At 55.7% G+C, this 15411-nt stretch carries 15 protein-coding genes and 2 pseudogenes; 2 read left to right on the top strand and 15 right to left on the bottom strand.

The features are described from left to right. Positions 1-312 (bottom strand): LLM class flavin-dependent oxidoreductase (locus tag WCX19_RS14200; protein ID WP_373009264.1); only part of this gene is annotated, 312 nt, incomplete at its 3' end. A 494-nt stretch (positions 313-806) separates the two neighbouring features. Beyond that, positions 807-2975 carry a PAS domain S-box protein gene (locus WCX19_RS14195; protein ID WP_373009262.1) on the bottom strand — a complete coding sequence of 723 codons (2169 nt, stop codon included), beginning with the start codon at positions 2973-2975 and terminating at the stop codon, positions 807-809. Positions 2976-3339: 364 nt separating this feature from the next. Between WCX19_RS14195 and WCX19_RS14190 the strand changes: the two genes are divergently transcribed. Continuing rightward, a complete protein-coding gene (locus WCX19_RS14190) occupies positions 3340-3651 on the top strand; it encodes a hypothetical protein (RefSeq protein WP_373009260.1) in 312 nt (103 codons plus the stop codon). Next, a complete protein-coding gene (locus WCX19_RS14185; RefSeq protein WP_373009258.1) occupies positions 3651-3806 on the top strand; it encodes a hypothetical protein in 156 nt (51 codons plus the stop codon). Before WCX19_RS14190 ends, WCX19_RS14185 begins: the two co-directional genes overlap by 1 nt. 48 nt (positions 3807-3854) lie before the next feature. On the opposite strand, the gene WCX19_RS14180 is transcribed toward WCX19_RS14185, so the two are convergent. The 13 genes and pseudogenes from WCX19_RS14180 to WCX19_RS14120 all read right to left on the bottom strand — a co-directional run. Beyond that, on the bottom strand, positions 3855-4067 hold the full coding sequence (locus tag WCX19_RS14180; RefSeq protein ID WP_373009256.1) for a hypothetical protein: 213 nt from the start codon (positions 4065-4067) through the stop codon (positions 3855-3857). Between the two features lie 96 nt (positions 4068-4163). Then, positions 4164-4670, bottom strand: a complete 507-nt coding sequence (locus tag WCX19_RS14175; RefSeq protein WP_373009254.1) for a nicotinamide-nucleotide adenylyltransferase — start codon at positions 4668-4670, stop codon at positions 4164-4166. Further along, a pseudogene (locus WCX19_RS14170) lies at positions 4667-4985 on the bottom strand (AIR carboxylase family protein); the annotation flags it as partial. The gene WCX19_RS14175 and the pseudogene WCX19_RS14170, both read right to left, overlap by 4 nt. Positions 4986-5023: 38 nt before the next feature. Further along, positions 5024-5932, bottom strand: a complete 909-nt coding sequence (gene nadX, locus WCX19_RS14165; RefSeq protein ID WP_373009252.1) for an aspartate dehydrogenase — start codon at positions 5930-5932, stop codon at positions 5024-5026. Between the two features lie 407 nt (positions 5933-6339). Beyond that, positions 6340-7398: an NAD(P)-dependent alcohol dehydrogenase gene (locus WCX19_RS14160; protein ID WP_373009250.1), complete on the bottom strand. Its 1059-nt coding sequence runs from the start codon at positions 7396-7398 to the stop codon at positions 6340-6342. Between the two features lie 49 nt (positions 7399-7447). After that, positions 7448-8128, bottom strand: a complete 681-nt coding sequence (gene npdG / locus WCX19_RS14155; protein WP_373009248.1) for an NADPH-dependent F420 reductase — start codon at positions 8126-8128, stop codon at positions 7448-7450. A gap of 358 nt (positions 8129-8486) precedes the next feature. After that, positions 8487-10304: a PAS domain-containing protein gene (locus WCX19_RS14150; RefSeq protein ID WP_373009246.1), complete on the bottom strand. Its 1818-nt coding sequence runs from the start codon at positions 10302-10304 to the stop codon at positions 8487-8489. Next, a complete protein-coding gene (locus WCX19_RS14145) occupies positions 10304-10603 on the bottom strand; it encodes a helix-turn-helix domain-containing protein (RefSeq protein WP_373009244.1) in 300 nt (99 codons plus the stop codon). The genes WCX19_RS14150 and WCX19_RS14145 overlap by 1 nt, the downstream gene beginning before the upstream one ends. A gap of 226 nt (positions 10604-10829) precedes the next feature. After that, the gene (locus WCX19_RS14140; RefSeq protein ID WP_373009242.1) at positions 10830-12023 is read right to left on the bottom strand and encodes an ABC transporter permease; all 1194 of its coding nucleotides are present in this window, start codon (positions 12021-12023) and stop codon (positions 10830-10832) included. After that, positions 12020-12925: an ABC transporter ATP-binding protein gene (locus tag WCX19_RS14135; protein WP_373009240.1), complete on the bottom strand. Its 906-nt coding sequence runs from the start codon at positions 12923-12925 to the stop codon at positions 12020-12022. Before WCX19_RS14135 ends, WCX19_RS14140 begins: the two co-directional genes overlap by 4 nt. Further along, the gene (locus tag WCX19_RS14130) at positions 12922-13218 is read right to left on the bottom strand and encodes a hypothetical protein (RefSeq protein WP_373009238.1); all 297 of its coding nucleotides are present in this window, start codon (positions 13216-13218) and stop codon (positions 12922-12924) included. The genes WCX19_RS14135 and WCX19_RS14130 overlap by 4 nt, the downstream gene beginning before the upstream one ends. A gap of 91 nt (positions 13219-13309) precedes the next feature. Then, complete coding sequence (locus tag WCX19_RS14125) at positions 13310-15148, bottom strand: PAS domain S-box protein (RefSeq protein ID WP_373009236.1); 1839 nt, start codon at positions 15146-15148, stop codon at positions 13310-13312. Positions 15149-15223: 75 nt separating this feature from the next. Further along, positions 15224-15411 (bottom strand): annotated as a pseudogene (locus WCX19_RS14120) (chemotaxis protein CheW); the annotation flags it as partial.

Here is a 15411-nt window from a genome sequence, read left to right as displayed (position 1 = left end):
GACCGCGATCCCGACACGCTTGGGGTACATCTGGCGGAGGGTGGCAAACGTCTGTGCCACGACACCCGGGTTGTACCGGAGGATCGGGCAGGTGATACAGGTCGAGACAAAGACTTTCTTTGTTGCCTGGAGTACGGCACCCATCCAGGCCCATGCCTGGCCGGACTGGGCATCGGTGTGATACCACGGGTGGAAGTGGTCGTCGACCCAGATGGAGTCGAACCCGGTTTTTTCCGCACGCACTGACTGTTCCAGCGCATCCATCGGCTTGTATTGTTCGATCGATGCAAAATATCCAATCTTGGTTTCCATGATGTCTGCCTCCTTTTCCAGAAGAGGGGGGTGATCATGGACGCGACCGTTTTTTTTTAACGATCCAAACCTTGATGTACAGATGCACCGTATACTATCCATCAGGGTACGAAAAGCCGGGTTTTCCCTTGACCGATTGAGGCGACTACTGTCGAAAGTTTAAGAGCCTTATTGGTTATTTTCGGGAAAACCGGCCCTGCCCATGAGAGCCCGCTGCTCGATTCTGGTTTTGTGGAATTTCTTCCACATGGCACCATTTCACGGAGGCCTAGATAAACGTGTTTTTTATTGCTCGCCATTGAGCCGGAACGCCCCGATCCCACAATCCCTGCCGATACATAAGCCACCGGGGGATTATTCATGCTGCTGCATTGCTCGCCATTAGAGCAAGGTTCCCCGGTCAGGCATCACCCGGACGGCAACAAGGACGGCCGGATACCAACCGCTGCTGATGCACGGATGTTCAAAAGCGCAAAAGAAGGATCCCTTCCCGGTCAGGATTGTTCCGGGCGGGAGACGACCCGGCCGTCCATGTCCCGATCCTCTTTGACCGCCTCGGTGACATCGATCATAAACGAGGCAATCTCCCCGGACGGGAGCTTGAACACGTAGTGGGAGATCCAGGGGAAATCCTCCCTTCTGCGATACTTTAAGGGCGCGGCAACCTCGGGCTGTTCGGTTACATCGACCCGGTGGAGGAGGTCGCGGATCTCGGGGTCCGGGAGCTCGGGAAACTCCTCAAAGAGGCGTTTTCCCACCAGTTCCTCCTTTGGCATCCGTAAGAGCGATGCCGTCACCCGGTTCACATCCTTGATGATGAAATCGTTACTGTCGGGGACCGACTCGTAGATCAGGACACCGTTGCAGGCATTCTCGAAGAACGAGTGGTACCGCATCTCCTTGAGCTGGGTTTTTTTCAGGGCTTCTTCTGCCCGTTTCCTGTCTGTGATATCGAGGATGATCCCATTCCACACCGTCTCGTTTTTCAGCTTCACCGGCTGTGAGAGCACCCGGATAAACATTTCCTCGCCATCGGGCCGGATGAACCGGCCCTCGAACTCCCAGGGCATTACGTTTTTTATCACATCTTCGATGGACTGGATCCAGCGGTCCCGGTCCTCGGGCGCGATACACCCGCTGTACCGCAGGATCCAGGTATCGATGGGGTCGGCATCGAGGCCGTACACCTCTTTTGACCGGCCATCCACATAGTAGGTCCCCCACATCCCGTCCTGTGCGTAAAACTGGTACACGATCCCGGGCAGGTTGCCTGCGATCCCCCTGAGCCGTTCCTCGCTCCGGCGCGACGCCTCCTCCGCCCGTTTCCTGTCGGTGATGTCGAGAAAGATCCCGTTCCACACCGTCTCGTTTTTTAACCGGACCGGCTGCGAGATCCCGCGGATGTACATCTCTTCCCCGTCGGGCTTGATGAACCGGCCCTCGAACTCCCAGGACGTGACGTTTTTTATCACATCTTCGATGGACCGGCCCCACCGCCCCCGGTCCTCAGGGGCGATGCAGTCACCGAACCGGTCAAACCAGTTATTGAGCGGTTCGGCCGGTACACCATAGATCTCCTCTGTGCGTTCGTTGACATAGTACGAGCCCCATTCCCCGGTGCCCCGGGCGTAGAACTGGTACACGATCCCGGGCAGGTTGCTCACGATCCCGAGGTACCGTTCCTTGAGCCTTTTTTCTGCCAGTTTTTTCTCCGTGATATCTAAAAAGAGAATGAAATATTCCCGGGGCGCATTGTCCGTGCTCTCGCTGACCGGGGCAAAGACGATCTGGAAGTATGCGATCCCCTTCTTTTTTGTCGCAGACAGCGTCTCTGCCTTGAGCCGGTCGAAGTTACAGGAAAGTGTGAGCTCGGCGATCTGGCTTTTTTTTATCAGGTCCTGGATCTTCTCTTTCGAGCACAAGATGTCGTAGAGCTTGAAGTCCGCAAGGTCCGTGAACCGGGTAAGGCCGAGAATGTCGAGCGCTGCCCGGTTGGCGTTTAAGATCGTCCCGTCCTCGTGGAAGAGGAAGATGCCGTTTGGGACTTCCTCAAAGAGCGTGCGGATCTTGCGTTCGCTTGTCTTTAACGCCTCCTCGGTCTTTTTCCAGGTCGTGATATCGCGGAGGCTGATCATGATCCCGGGTTTCTCGGTGAATGCAACCGACGGGATCACGGTCGAGACAAATTCGGTTAAAAAGATCCGCTCGGTTCCCTGCTCGATGACGAGCATCTCGTTCACGAACATCTGCGAGTGGACAATCCGCAAGATATTTTCCTGTACGGTCGGGTTGTTGAACAGGGCGAGGCTGAGCCGGGAGAGCTCGATACCGATGATGTTACGGTCCCTGCGGATGCCAAACGTATTAAAGAAACTCCGGTTGGCCATCAGGATGCGGAGCCCGGAGTCGAGGATGACGATCGCATCGGACAAATAGTTCAAAAGATCGTCGAACGGGACGTTCTGCGAGGTTGTGTAGAGTTTTGCCTTGCCAAACGGCTTCATCGCCACATGCCCGTGGGACTGGAGGACGTCGAGATATTTTGCAACCGACCCGCGGTTCATCCCCAGTTCCCGGGAAATGACGGAGATAGAAACCGCCTCGGGATATTTTGTCTGGAGGAATTCGCGGATCCGGGAGTACCGGTCCTGGTCTTCTGTCATAAACATCTGCCTTATCCATTGATTCCTTTATTTGGAAATGAATACATCGGAATATTCACAACGGCGGATGGCCGCCTGCAGCCCGCACCTGGATATACCTCGCTGTCTGCACTGACCGTGAGATAGGCTTTTACGGCAGCGTCAATACAGGATAAACCCGGTGTCCTCACCCTCGTCGTAGAGACCATGGAAGATTTGGTGGAGTGCCCTACCGGCAGCGGCACGTCTTTTGTCGTCAGACCGTTGTATCTGATGATCGACAAGGATCAATACTTCTCTAAATTTTCCTTTGCAAACATCAGAATTTTGTACAGTCCCAAAAGTATTTCCTATATCAGACGTTGAGCCGAAGATCAGTTCAACGATGAAGTGGACCAAGAAGATAATACTGGGGATAATCCATCAAAAGGAAAGGAAAGAATCCTCCGGAATAATAGCGAAGATCCAGCACATAACGAGGAGACGAGTGGATCAACTCTGGAGGCAGTATCGTTCAACAGGAGTAATTCCAATCATCGGGGAGTCTATAAGTCGACCGAAGAAACCGGTAACTGCTGATGAATCAGTGATAGACGAAGCGTACCGACGATTCCGGTATGGAGCGAGTATGTTGGAAAAGCTCATTCGGAAGGCCTATGTCCTAATTTTTTTCATAACCGCATACACAGGTATTTGATGGACCGGGGACTCGCCAGAGCTGAAGCATCAAAACGAAAACTGCGGAAATGGGTACGCTATGAGCGAAAGCATAGCATGCCAGCCGGACACATCGACGGGCATGAAGATCCAATCACCGGACTCAAGATCTGTGCGGTCCTGGATGACTCCTAACGAAAGATCCTGGCAATCGATGAATTTGCTACCATCAATACAGAGAATTCAATAGCCATCGTCGAACGAGCACTTCGGGAATATGGATCGATATGCCCGCTTCGTGAACTGATCATGGATCATGGCAGCGAGTTCGGCGCTCATCGGATCGATGAAAACGGGAACTGGGATAGCGAATTCAAACGATATCTCGAATCTCAGGGTATCCGACCGATTCCTGCCCGGGTTTTTGAGTGGTGAGTCTGATGATGAAACGTTCATGTGTTCGTAAGCAAAGATCTATAAGAAATTATTTCAGGAGTATACAATGTGCATCCTCTGTACACTGCTGAAAGAGATTCCTTGTATATATGCCAGTTAATCGTCCCGTGCAATCTGGCGCAGCCGTCCGGCACCATCGATCTCTTTGAGTACCTGTGCGACAGCAGGGGGAACGAGTTTTTTCCAGGGCTCATCATGCAGTATTCTCCTGCGGATCTCCGTACCGCTGAGGGTCTCCCGTTCATACATTGCCGGTAACTGGACGTTGAATCCGGCCTCCCGGAAGAGCCGGACAACGAGTGGGTTTGAGGAATAGCAGATATCGAATGGAGGGGCCATGGACAGGGCATGGGCCACCCAGAGGCCATTGCGCTGGATGTCTTCGATGGGGATGACATAATAGGGGCATCCGAGTGAGGTGAGTGCGTGCGTAATCATCAGTACCCGTTCGCCGGCAGTGAAGGGGTTGTCCACCTGGTGTGACAACTGCGCGCTGCCGATACCGATAATGATCTCATCGACTTTATCCGAGATATGTTCAAGCACGGACTGGTGCCCGTTGTGGTATGGCTGGAACCTTCCGATATAAAATCCGCGTTTCATGATCGTACTCCCGTGTTTGCAATCAGTGCGGCAAAGGCACCGCCCGTGAAGCCGGCATTGATGTTGATGACGGCAATAACCGAGCAGGACCGGAGCATGCTCGCCAGTGCCGCCCGTCTCTCTCCCCTCTATCCATAACCAACACTGACAGGGATGCCTATAACCGGTGTGTCAACGAGTCCTGCGACCACGGCGGCAGAGTCCCCTCACGCCCCCGCGCATACGACAAATACATGGGCCCCGGGAAGGGGCTTAAAGTGCAGGGAAGAGGCGGTGGATGCCGGCAGCACCAACATCGTACGCCGTCCGGACCTCGCGGGTTTCGCCCGGTGTCATGGGTCGTGCGAATGACGTCACGTCCCGACCACGATCGGCTCGCCGAGGTTGTGGAGCAGCGCCAGGACCGAGAGGGCCGCGAGGTACGAGGTTGCAGGATTGTCCGGGCTCGGCACATTACGGATCCGCACATGCGCATCGCCGAACGCGCCCTCGGCGACGATCTCGTGAACGTTCCGATCCGCCGCTGGGTCCGCCCAGAGCTCGACCTCGATCTCCTGCCCGGCCGCGATCGCGATCGCGGCCGAGACGTTGGTGTTCTTCGGATAGGCCTTGACACACTCCTCGGCCCTCCCTTTGAAGACGAGCGTGCGCTCGGTGACCTTGAGCCCGAGCGATGCCGGGTTCTTGGTCGTCCGCAGGATGATCCGGTCGATCCCACCGATGCGCCCAATCTTGAGATTGTCGAGGCCCATCACGGCGCCGCTTGGGATGCGGACCTTTCGGCCTGACGCGATCGCCGCCTCGCGGAGGCGCGCGAGGAAGGCGGCGTCCGCGAGCGCGCCGACGGACATCACCACCAGGTCCTTGCCGGCGCGGAGCACGGCCTCGCCGTATGCCCGCACCGCGGCCGGCGACGCGGCCTCGACCACGAGGTTGAGATCGGCGGCTGCGAACGAATCGAAAGAGTCGAAGGCCATCCCTCCACAGCGGCTTCCGAGTTCCCGCGCCAGCTCGTGCGTCTGGTCGTAGAGCGCCGCGACCTCGAAGCCGTCGGCGTGGGCCGCGATCACGCGGCCGATATTGCCGCAGCCGAGGAGTCCGACCCGCGGTACAGATAATCTGCGGTCATCCCCGCCAATGAACGCTGCGTAATGGTGCGCGTTATCGTCCCTCTCTGCAGATCCTTCGCCTATCTGCACGCCGATTCCATACTGGGCGTCCGTGACGGCCACGGCCCGTCCCTGCATGCCAATCATTGTCATAATATCTATCTCCGTTATGAGGGGTCCCGGATCTCCTGGGAACCCAGGTCTCTGCGCTTGTACCGGTCCTGCGTGATGTCTCTAAACAGGCTCGCGAACTCGCCCGGACCACCACCGCCGTCGCGCCGGATCGGCGTGACGACTGCGTCAGGGAGGCCGCGTCGGGCTTCGTGCACGGGATCTGCTCCTGCCTCATGCAGTCGAAGTCGATGGCCAGCTCAATCTCGGCCGCACGTCTTTTCGCGATCAGCGCCGTCGTCGGGGTGTGCGTCGAAAACAGCGATATTCTCAAAAAAACAGCGGGGGAGGGAAGGGACCCACGTTGCGGGGTCCCGTCACCACTGTCATGACCCCAACTGTGTTGCACGATCATTTGAGATGGAGATGCGTCCCGTATAGAGTGGTTTTTATTCGCACAGGACGACGGGCTTGATCACGTCGCCGGCCTTCTTCTTCATCATGAGAAGCGCCTCTTCGATGTGGTCGATGCCGTGGAAGACGTGCGTCGCCATGGGCATCGGGTCGAAGCGGCCATAGGTGATCAGCTTGGCCAGCCGCTCCAGCCGGACCCGTCCGCCGGGGCACAGGCCGGTGATGATGTCCTTGTTCGCCATGCCGCTCCCCCAGTCGAGGCGGGGGATCGGCAGGGTGTCTGCCCCCGCGAAGAAGTTGCAGTTCGCGATCTTCGACCCGGCCTTCGCCATCTTGATAGCGTCCATCAGGATGTCGGGGCCACCGCCGGCAACGACAACAGCGTCAACGCCCGCTCCTTCCGTTTTGTCGATGATCTGCTGGGCCGTGTCGCCGTTGTGGTAGTCGATGATGTCCGTCGCGCCGTACATCTTCGCGACCTTGGCGGGAACCGGGCGGGACCCTACGCCGAAGATCCTGCTGGCGCCCTTCAGCTTCAAGCCGGCGATGGCGCACAGGCCGACCGGCCCGATACCGATGACCGCGGCGTCCCCGCCGAGCGGGATGCTCGTGTTTTCCGCGCCCATGAAGCCCGTGGTCATCATGTCGGTGATCATGACGCCTGCGACGGGGTCCATGCCGTCCGGCAGCATCGCCATGTTGTTGTCCGCCTGGTTCACGTGGAAGTACTCGGCGAAGGTGCCGTCCTTCTTGGCCGTGAATTCGTAGGCCCCCATGATGCCGCCGGTCTGCGAGGAGAACCCGCGCTGAGCGGCCTCGTTGTCCCAGTCTGGTGTGATGGCGCCCACGATGACCTTGTCACCGGGCTTGAAGAGCTTGACGTCGCTCCCTACCTTATCGACGATCCCCAGGGCCTCGTGCCCCAGGATGCGGCCAGGGAGCTCGCCGATCGCGTTCTCCCACACGACGTGGACATCCGATGTGCACGGCGCAAGTGCCAGCGGCCGGCAGATACAGTCGCGGGGACCGCACTTCGGCTTATCCTTGTTTACCCACCCGGCTTCTCCACTCTTAATCATTGCATAGCCTTTCATGATGTTACCTCCTGTTGTTTGACAGATTGCTGATGTTCAAATGGCGATACTAGCAGACGCGACCCTTGTCGAGGCCGGTGATCCGGATGCCGCCGAACTGGCACTTGTTCCGGATGTTGAGGCCGATCAGCAGGGGCGTGATCTTCTCGATGATACTGGCCCGTTCGAGGTTGCCGCAGTCGACGACCTTGATGCCGGGGACCTTTTCGATCAGCGGGGTCACCATCGCCTTCGCATCTTTGTCGTTGCCGCAGATCAGGCAGTCGCAGTCGATCGGCTCCTTGAGCTGCATCCACCACGTCTGCGAGATGTTGTTGAACGCGCAGATCACCTTCGCATCCGGCAGGATTGCCTGCGCACGCTGCGCGGCCGATCCTTCGGGCAGGATCATGCACTGCGTGGCCGAGCCGCCGATGGCCGACATGAGCGGCCCCGTCGCGTCGAGCAGGGGCTTGCCCTTCGAGCCCTCCTTGATCGAGAGGAGCGTGTCCTTCTGCGCCACGAGCGGCACGGTCAGGATCAGCACGTCGGCCTCTTTGGCCGCGTCCTCGTTCGTCGCTGCCCTCACGTTCTTGACGTTGCCGAGCAGTTCCTTCACTTTATCCACACCGGCCTGGGCCTTCTCGAGCGTCCGCGAGCCGATGATGATCTCCTCTCCAGCCTGTGCGAACCGGGTCGCAATGCCGAGGCCCTGCCCGCCGGTTCCTCCAATTACTCCTATTTTCACCATTTCACCTCTTGTTTTATGCCACGCAACATGGCGATAAACCAAAATTGACATTGGATCTCTTAAAGGCGCGATTCTCTGTGGATCAAAGACCCCCTTGATTAAAATACCCACCAACCTGTTTAGGGCGACAGAACCCGAAAACGCGGAGTACCATACCATCACACAGCGGATGATGATCTCGTGGAGACCCTTGTGGTGACGCTGCGAATGGATTCCTGGTCGGGAGAGCTCCGCCGTTCTCCAGATAGCTGCTCTCAGAATGAGACCCGCTTTCGATGGGGCTCAGGCCAGCTCTCGGCGTTGTCCGGAGGGAATGTGAAATGGAGCCGACGGTCCCATATGTTCACGACCCCGCCGCTCAGCTCGGGTTGACGGGACCAAGGTCCCCGCAGTCGCAGTTTGATCCGTTGGTAGCGTCCTTACCAGCGCCTTGTAACCCTTCCGCTCCCTCTAGCACCTCGGAGACGTCTATCATGAACGAGGCGAGTTCCCCCGACGGGAGCTTGAAGACGTAGTGGGAGATCAGGGGGAAGTCGTCCCGCTCCCGGTACCGGAGCGGTGCGACGACCTCGGGCCGCCCCGTCGTCAGTATTCGCAGGAGGAGCTCGTTGATCTCGGGGGTCGAGAGGTCGGGGAACTCGTCAAAGAGCCGCTTGCCGACCAGATCGGCCCGGTTCGTGCGGAGGAGGTTCGCCGTCACCCTGTTGGCATCTTTGATGAGGTAGTCTCTGCCTTCGTCGACAGGCTCGTATATCAGGATGCCATTGCAGGTGTCCTCGAAGAACGAACGGTACCGGGTTTCCAGAAAATGGCTCTGCTGCAGCGCCTCCTCCGCCATCTTGCGGTCGGTGATGTCAAGGAAGATCCCGTTCCAGACCGTCTCGTGCTCCAGCCGGACGGGCTGCGAAATGCCACGGAAGTATATCTCGCCCCCCGATGGCTTGAGGAACTTACCCTCGAAGTCCCAGGGGACGCGCCTGTGAACGGTCTCACGGGTCGATTCGTCCCACCGGTCGCGGTCCTCGGGGGCGATGCACGCGGAAAACCGCTGGAACCAGTTCCGGACCGGCTCGGGGTTGAGACCGAAGATATCCGCGGAGCGCGCGTCAACGTAGTAAATGCCCCATTCGCCGGTATCCCTGGCGTAGAACTGGTAGATAATTCCGGGGAGGTTACTGGAGACGCCCCTGAGCCGCTCCTTCAGGTCCTTCTCCGCGCGCCTCTTGGCCGTAATATCCTTGAAGAGGATGGCGAACTCCTTTGCCGGCCCCCCACTGTGGGGAAGGACCGGGGTAAAGACTACATCAAAATAGGCGATGCCACTCTTCGTGCTCTGGATCCCCTGCTCCCGACGCAACCGCTCGAAGTCGCAGGCAAGCTCGGTCTCGGTAGCCCGCCCCTTCTGGATCAGCGACTCCAGCTTCGTCCGGTAACAGGCGATGTCGAAGATGCTCGTGATCCGCATATCGGCGGGGGCGCGCAGACCGAGAACCCGCAGCGACGCGCGGTTCGCGTTGAGGATCGCTCCGTCTGCCGCAAAAAGTATGATCCCGCTCGGGACAGACTCGAAGAGGGTTGCCATTTTCTTCTCCGAGTCCTTGAGATCGATCTCGGCCTTTCTCACCGCCGTGATGTCCTGGAGGCTGACCATGATCCCCTCGCCGAGGGTCGGGGAGATGATCGGCGCGAACGCTGCGAGGAAGAGCCTGCCCGTCCGCTCGTCTATCACTTGCATCTTATCCAGGTACGTCTCCGATCGATGGATCCGCTCGATATTCCGCTGGACCGCTGGGTCCGAGAAAAAAGGAAGGTTGAGGTCGAAGAGCGGCGCGCCGACCAGTGTGTGGGAGGGGTTAATGCCGAGGGCGGCGACGAAACTCGAGTTCGCCATGTTCACCAGGAGGTCAGCGTTCAGGATCACGAGCGCGTTCGGGGAATGGTCGAAGATCTCCGGCAGGGGCACGCGCTGCGACGGCCGGTAGAGTTTCTTCGGCCCGAAGCGATCCATACTGACATCCCCGCTCAGTGTGAAGAGATCGAGATACCTGGCAGCAGTTCTCCGGTCGATTGCGAGTTCCCGGGCGATCGTCTGGATCGGGATCGCCCGGGGCGCGTGCTGCTTGAGCAGGCCGAGAATCCTGTCGCGCATCTCCTGGTACGTGGTCGCGTTGTCCATCAAGGTAGACTCCGGTTGGCCATCAGGATGCGGAGCCCGGAATCGAGGATGACGATCGCGTCGGACAGGTAGTTTAAGAGATCGTCAAATGGGACATTTTTCGAGGAGGTATAGAGTTTGGCTTTACCAAACGGCTTCATCACGACATGACCGTGCGACTGGAGGACTTCCAGGTATTTTGCAACGGACCCCCGGTTCATTCCCAGTTCCCGTGCGATGAGCGAGATGGAAACCGCCTCGGGGTACCGTTTCTGGAGAAATTCGCGAATCCGGGTGTACCGGTCTTCATGTGCAGCCATATGTGACAGATACAAGATTCCCGTTTTTCTGGAGATGAATGTATCGAAACCTCCATTGCTGTGGATTACCCCCGGGATCGCTTTATATCCGGGATTGTCCGCGAGTTGGTGATGCAAAAGCGGCAAACCCGGTATAATCGTATCCTCATACGATCAGGAGAATCGTTGTGCTGTCACTGGATTTTTGAGGGCTGGCCCCCTCACCCTCCATCGGCCTCATAAAAATTTATTTTTCTTTGAGAAATCCCCAGACTTCCCTGAGTGACACCCGTTTCCCGTAGGTCAGCATGCCCATCCTGAAGATCCGTGCGGCAAGCCTTGTCAGGATTACAATGGAGATGACAAGAATGGCGATACTCACGATAATCTGGTATGGCGGTACCGTCACGAGCGTGAGCCGAACCATCGCAACGAACGGCGCGGTGTACGGGAAATATGTCAGGACCTGCATCAGGAGGGAATTTGGATCCTGCAGGAGGAACTGGAGGAAGATGAGCGGGAAGATGGCAAACATCGAGAAGACTGCTGAGACCTGCTGAGATTCCCTGACCGAGGGAGCAAGGGATGCCGCGCAGGCGATCGAGACAGAGAACAGGAAGTACCCGAGAATAAAGTAAATGACCGCGAGGCACACGAGCCACGTCACTTGGAGTCCTGAGAATACCTCCGCGAACGGGCTTGCGGCGATCACGACAAGGCCGATCGCGACCCAGACGGTGATCTGGAGCAGGCTCACTCCCGCATACCCGAGGATTTTTCCTGCGAGCAGTTCTTCAGCCGAGCAGTGGGAGAGCAGGAACTCGCCCCGGCGGCTCTCTTTTTCTTCGCCGATTCCCTGCATCAGGTAACCGGACGAGGTGAGGATACCTATAGCAAGAACCATCGTGAGGGCAAACGGCAGTATGAACCCAAGAATCTCCCGGTCGCCTTTGGGATTCCCTGCTTCATCAAGGACAATCACCGTGGGTGATACCGGGGAGAGGATCTTCTGCGCAGCCTGGTCGGAAACATTCTCGTGCCGCAGGAGGTTCGTTGTCATAAACTCCTGCACGGACTGGCTGGAGCCCGCGGATCCGATCAGGGAGTTGTCCATCGTATAGATCGTGAGCGTGCCGGTCTGGATATAATCCGGAGGCACGATCAACAGGCTATGGATATTGCCTTTTACCAGTGCCGCTTTACCGGCTGCAATGTCGGGGTACTGGACAAAGCCGGGCGTTGCCTGTATAAAACCGGCAGCATCGACATACCCGGTTGTCTGGTTCGTTGCTCCCGTGCCGATCCCGGCACCGGTATACAGGGAGAGCCCGATGACAAAGAGCATCAGAAGGGGGAGCCCGATCGTGCCGAGAATGAAACCTTTGCGCCGGACGGTCTTTACGAATTCAAATTTTGCGACCACGAGGGATTTTGCCGTCATCGCCGGCCCACCTCAAGGAATATCTCGTTCATGGACCGCTGCTTTACCTCGAACTTCTTCACGGTAACGCTGGCGACAAGCGTTTTTAAGATGGCCTGGGTGTCGGCAGCCTTTTCCACGATCAGCTCCGCAATGTTGCCGGAGTCGTTGATACTCAGTATATGGTCGATATGCGGGAGCCGGCCTTCGTAGCGGACTTCGATCGATAATCCGAACTGCTGGCGGATCTCATCAAGGCTGCCGTAGAGCACTGTCTTCCCGTTATTGAGCATGAGGATCCGGTCGCACATCCGTTCCACTTCGTCCATCTGGTGCGTACTCATAATCAGGGTCGTGCCGTTTTCACGTAAGTCAAGGAGAACATCCTTGAGGGTTTTTATATTGAGTGGGTCAAGTCCCGAGAACGGCTCGTCAAGGATGAGAAGGTCCGGCTGGTGGATGACCGCGAGAATGAACTGGAGCCTGCGGTGCATGCCCTTGCTCAGTTCCTGGATCTTTTTGTCCCGGTATTCCGTGAGATCCAGTCTCTCCAGCCACTCGTCCATCTTCCGGTCGATCGCATCCACATGTTTGAGTTTTGCAAAATACCGGATACACTCCGAGACCGGGATCTCCTTATCCAGGCTTCCTTCTTCGGGCAGGTAGCCGATGGCGTCCTTGATATCATCAGAGAACGTCCTGCCGAAGAGCGAGATCGTCCCGGCATCGGGCCGGAAGATATCGAGAATGGTCCGGATGAGCGTGGTCTTGCCCGCACCGTTCGGGCCTAAGAGGCCGAATACCTCGCCCTTGTTAACGGAAAAACTGATATCTTCGAGGACATTTCTGTTGTCAAAGGTCTTGGTGAGGTGTTCAATCTTCAGGACGTTTTCATTACGGTTTTTCTGATCGCCGGTTGTCATGCGTTCTCAATACCCCTTCGTTTTTCTTCGAACATTGCGGGAATGGATTCAGTCTTTCCGTAGGTAGAGAGGCCGGTGATCGTGATCCCCATGACGGTTGAGCCGATAAAGATCAGGATGCACATCACCAGCAGATAGAGTGCAATAACCGTACCGATTGCTGCAGCACTGCCTTGGAGACGGCCTGCCGGGAGATGCCGGGCAGGTTGGCAATCGTAATGTTCGGTGTTCCACTGCGACGCATCTTCCAGAACGCGAACTGTTTTTCGTCCATAGGCAGAAGCATATGTCAACGTTTGAAGGTTGACTATATCTAATTTATTAAAAGTATTTTTTGGGCAATGGTGATTCCGGGCCACTCCAGAAAAAATGGATGCTAAAAATCTACGACGTTACTTTCCAACCAACTGGTTGCAGGTTATCTGATGCAAGCCGGTACTTTCCTTTCGGGACATAGATTTCAAACCGGGCACCTTTGCCGGGTTCACCGGTTTCAGCAATCGACATGCCCGTGATAGCAAGAATTTCCCGGATCAGGAATAACCCGAGGCCGGTATGCTTTCCAAAACCGCAGGTAAACAGTCGGGATTTATCTTCTACCGGGATGCCGACTCCATTGTCTTCATAAGTGATAACGAGTGTCTGCCCGGTTTTTCGGCAGGATATGGATATTGAAGTCACGTGCCCCCCATGGCACAGCGAGTTATGGAAAAGATTGTAAAATACTTTTTCAAGAAGAAGATCGGCATAGATCTCAACATTTCGCACATCAACCCTGATTGTTATATTTTCAAGAAAATGTGTCATGCGGGACTGCGCAATAACTTCTTTTACCGGCTGCCATTCGGGGTCAGCCAGTCCAATCTCCTGGTACGTTTTGGTAAATTGTACCTGACCCTGGAGGAAATCCGTGATGCCCTCGATTTTTTGTAAATAACTAAGGGCCTGCTGATCGTCCGTGTGTTCCTTTGTGAGAGCCAAGTATCCCCGGAGTGCGGTTAATTTATTATTGAGATCATTCAGGGTGATTTTAAACATCAGGTTCAGTTTGCTGTTTGCCTGCACCAGTTGATCCCGCAATTTTTTTGATGTGGATATATCGACACAGACCAACCGGAATCCTTCAACCGATTTATTCCGGTGAATCTGCGTGCTATACACAACCATCGGGAACGTGCTGCCATTACGTTTCTGTGCTATCACTTCATGAACGGGAAGGACAGTTCCATTGAGAGATTGCACGTACATGTCGCGGATACGAGAACGTTCATCGGGGTGTATCAAATCCAGTGCCGAGAACGGGGTGGTATTTGTTGGATCCGTATACCCCCATTTTTCCCTGCAGGCACGGTTCATGAAAATCACGTTAAATCGTTTATCAAGTTCAATCACCGTTTTTGGCAGCGATTCTACGAGTTCCCGGTACCGGCTTTCGCTTTCTTCCACCAGTTCCCTGAGGTGATATGCCTCAGAAATATCCCGGGAAAAATTCAGGGTGGCGGGTTTGCCATTCCAGACAATCCTGATCGCATTGACTTCCCACCAGTAAATCTCACCTCTTTTGTTGATTATCCGAAACGGGTACCTTGAAATTTTCTCGCCCTGCTCGATCCTTTTTTGATACCGCTCGCGCAAGGCGGGCTGATCTTCCGGGTGTACAAAGGTAAAAAATGGCCGGGAGAAAAATTCTTCGGACGTAAAACCACAGCTTGTGACGATTTCATAAAATTTCGGGTTGTAGAAAGCAAATTTTTCATCCTGGATAATGAAGATGCATTCCTGTACGTTCTCAACCAGCTGCCGGTATTTTTGTTCCGATTCAGAGAGTGCCAGCTGGGAGCGGCGATGCTCCACGTTGATCTTGATCTTCTGTTCCAGCTCAGCAAACTGCGCCTTTGGGGCACCGCCTTTCTGGAGATACGCGTCAGCACCGCAGTTGAAGGCTTCGATGACTACTTCTTCCCGCCCTTTTCCCGTAAAGAGAATAAACGGGATATCGTTGGACTGTTCCCGGATTTTTTTTAAGAATTCGATACCATTCATCTCCGGCATCTGGTAATCGGAGACAATCGCATCAAACGAATGCACCTTGAGTTCTTCAAGCGCTTTTTTTGCAGAATCAAGAGTCGTGATCGATAACAACCCGGAACGTTTAAGGTAATGCGGTGCCAGTTCGAGGAGTGCCGGTTCGTCATCGACATACAATACAGAAATTTTTGTCATGGGATCACGGAAACGGATGCATATAATCTGGCCCAGGGTCGAAATCCGAAAAAACAAGGAAAGTTGATTATACTGTTACAGAACCGAGTCAATATCGTTTAAGAGCTGTCGGATATCGATCCAGATGATCAGTTCGTTTATCTCCTTATCCTTGATCTTCACCCGTTTCTTGATAATGCCGATGATCGCAGTGTCTTCCTTTGACACGGATGCAGAGGTATAATCCACCAGGTTCTCCTCGAAGGTAGATACCGAGGTAACAT

Origin of the sequence: Methanoregula sp. (genome assembly GCF_041663825.1) — an archaeon.
Classification (GTDB): Archaea; Halobacteriota; Methanomicrobia; order Methanomicrobiales; family Methanospirillaceae; genus Methanoregula.
Note: the sequence above shows the minus strand (reverse complement) of the source record. Positions and strands in the feature narration are given on the sequence as shown.

Coding starts and splice junctions, on each gene's coding strand:
- WCX19_RS14195 (WP_373009262.1), bottom strand. CDS start 2,975: ATGACAGAAGACCAGGACCGGTACTCCCGGATCCGCGAATTCCTCCAG.
- WCX19_RS14190 (WP_373009260.1), top strand. CDS start 3,340: ATGAAGTGGACCAAGAAGATAATACTGGGGATAATCCATCAAAAGGAA.
- WCX19_RS14185 (WP_373009258.1), top strand. CDS start 3,651: ATGGACCGGGGACTCGCCAGAGCTGAAGCATCAAAACGAAAACTGCGG.
- WCX19_RS14180 (WP_373009256.1), bottom strand. CDS start 4,067: ATGAACGTTTCATCATCAGACTCACCACTCAAAAACCCGGGCAGGAAT.
- WCX19_RS14175 (WP_373009254.1), bottom strand. CDS start 4,670: ATGAAACGCGGATTTTATATCGGAAGGTTCCAGCCATACCACAACGGG.
- nadX (WP_373009252.1), bottom strand. CDS start 5,932: ATGACAATGATTGGCATGCAGGGACGGGCCGTGGCCGTCACGGACGCC.
- WCX19_RS14160 (WP_373009250.1), bottom strand. CDS start 7,398: ATGAAAGGCTATGCAATGATTAAGAGTGGAGAAGCCGGGTGGGTAAAC.
- npdG (WP_373009248.1), bottom strand. CDS start 8,128: ATGGTGAAAATAGGAGTAATTGGAGGAACCGGCGGGCAGGGCCTCGGC.
- WCX19_RS14150 (WP_373009246.1), bottom strand. CDS start 10,304: ATGGACAACGCGACCACGTACCAGGAGATGCGCGACAGGATTCTCGGC.
- WCX19_RS14145 (WP_373009244.1), bottom strand. CDS start 10,603: ATGGCTGCACATGAAGACCGGTACACCCGGATTCGCGAATTTCTCCAG.
- WCX19_RS14140 (WP_373009242.1), bottom strand. CDS start 12,023: ATGACGGCAAAATCCCTCGTGGTCGCAAAATTTGAATTCGTAAAGACC.
- WCX19_RS14135 (WP_373009240.1), bottom strand. CDS start 12,925: ATGACAACCGGCGATCAGAAAAACCGTAATGAAAACGTCCTGAAGATT.
- WCX19_RS14125 (WP_373009236.1), bottom strand. CDS start 15,148: ATGACAAAAATTTCTGTATTGTATGTCGATGACGAACCGGCACTCCTC.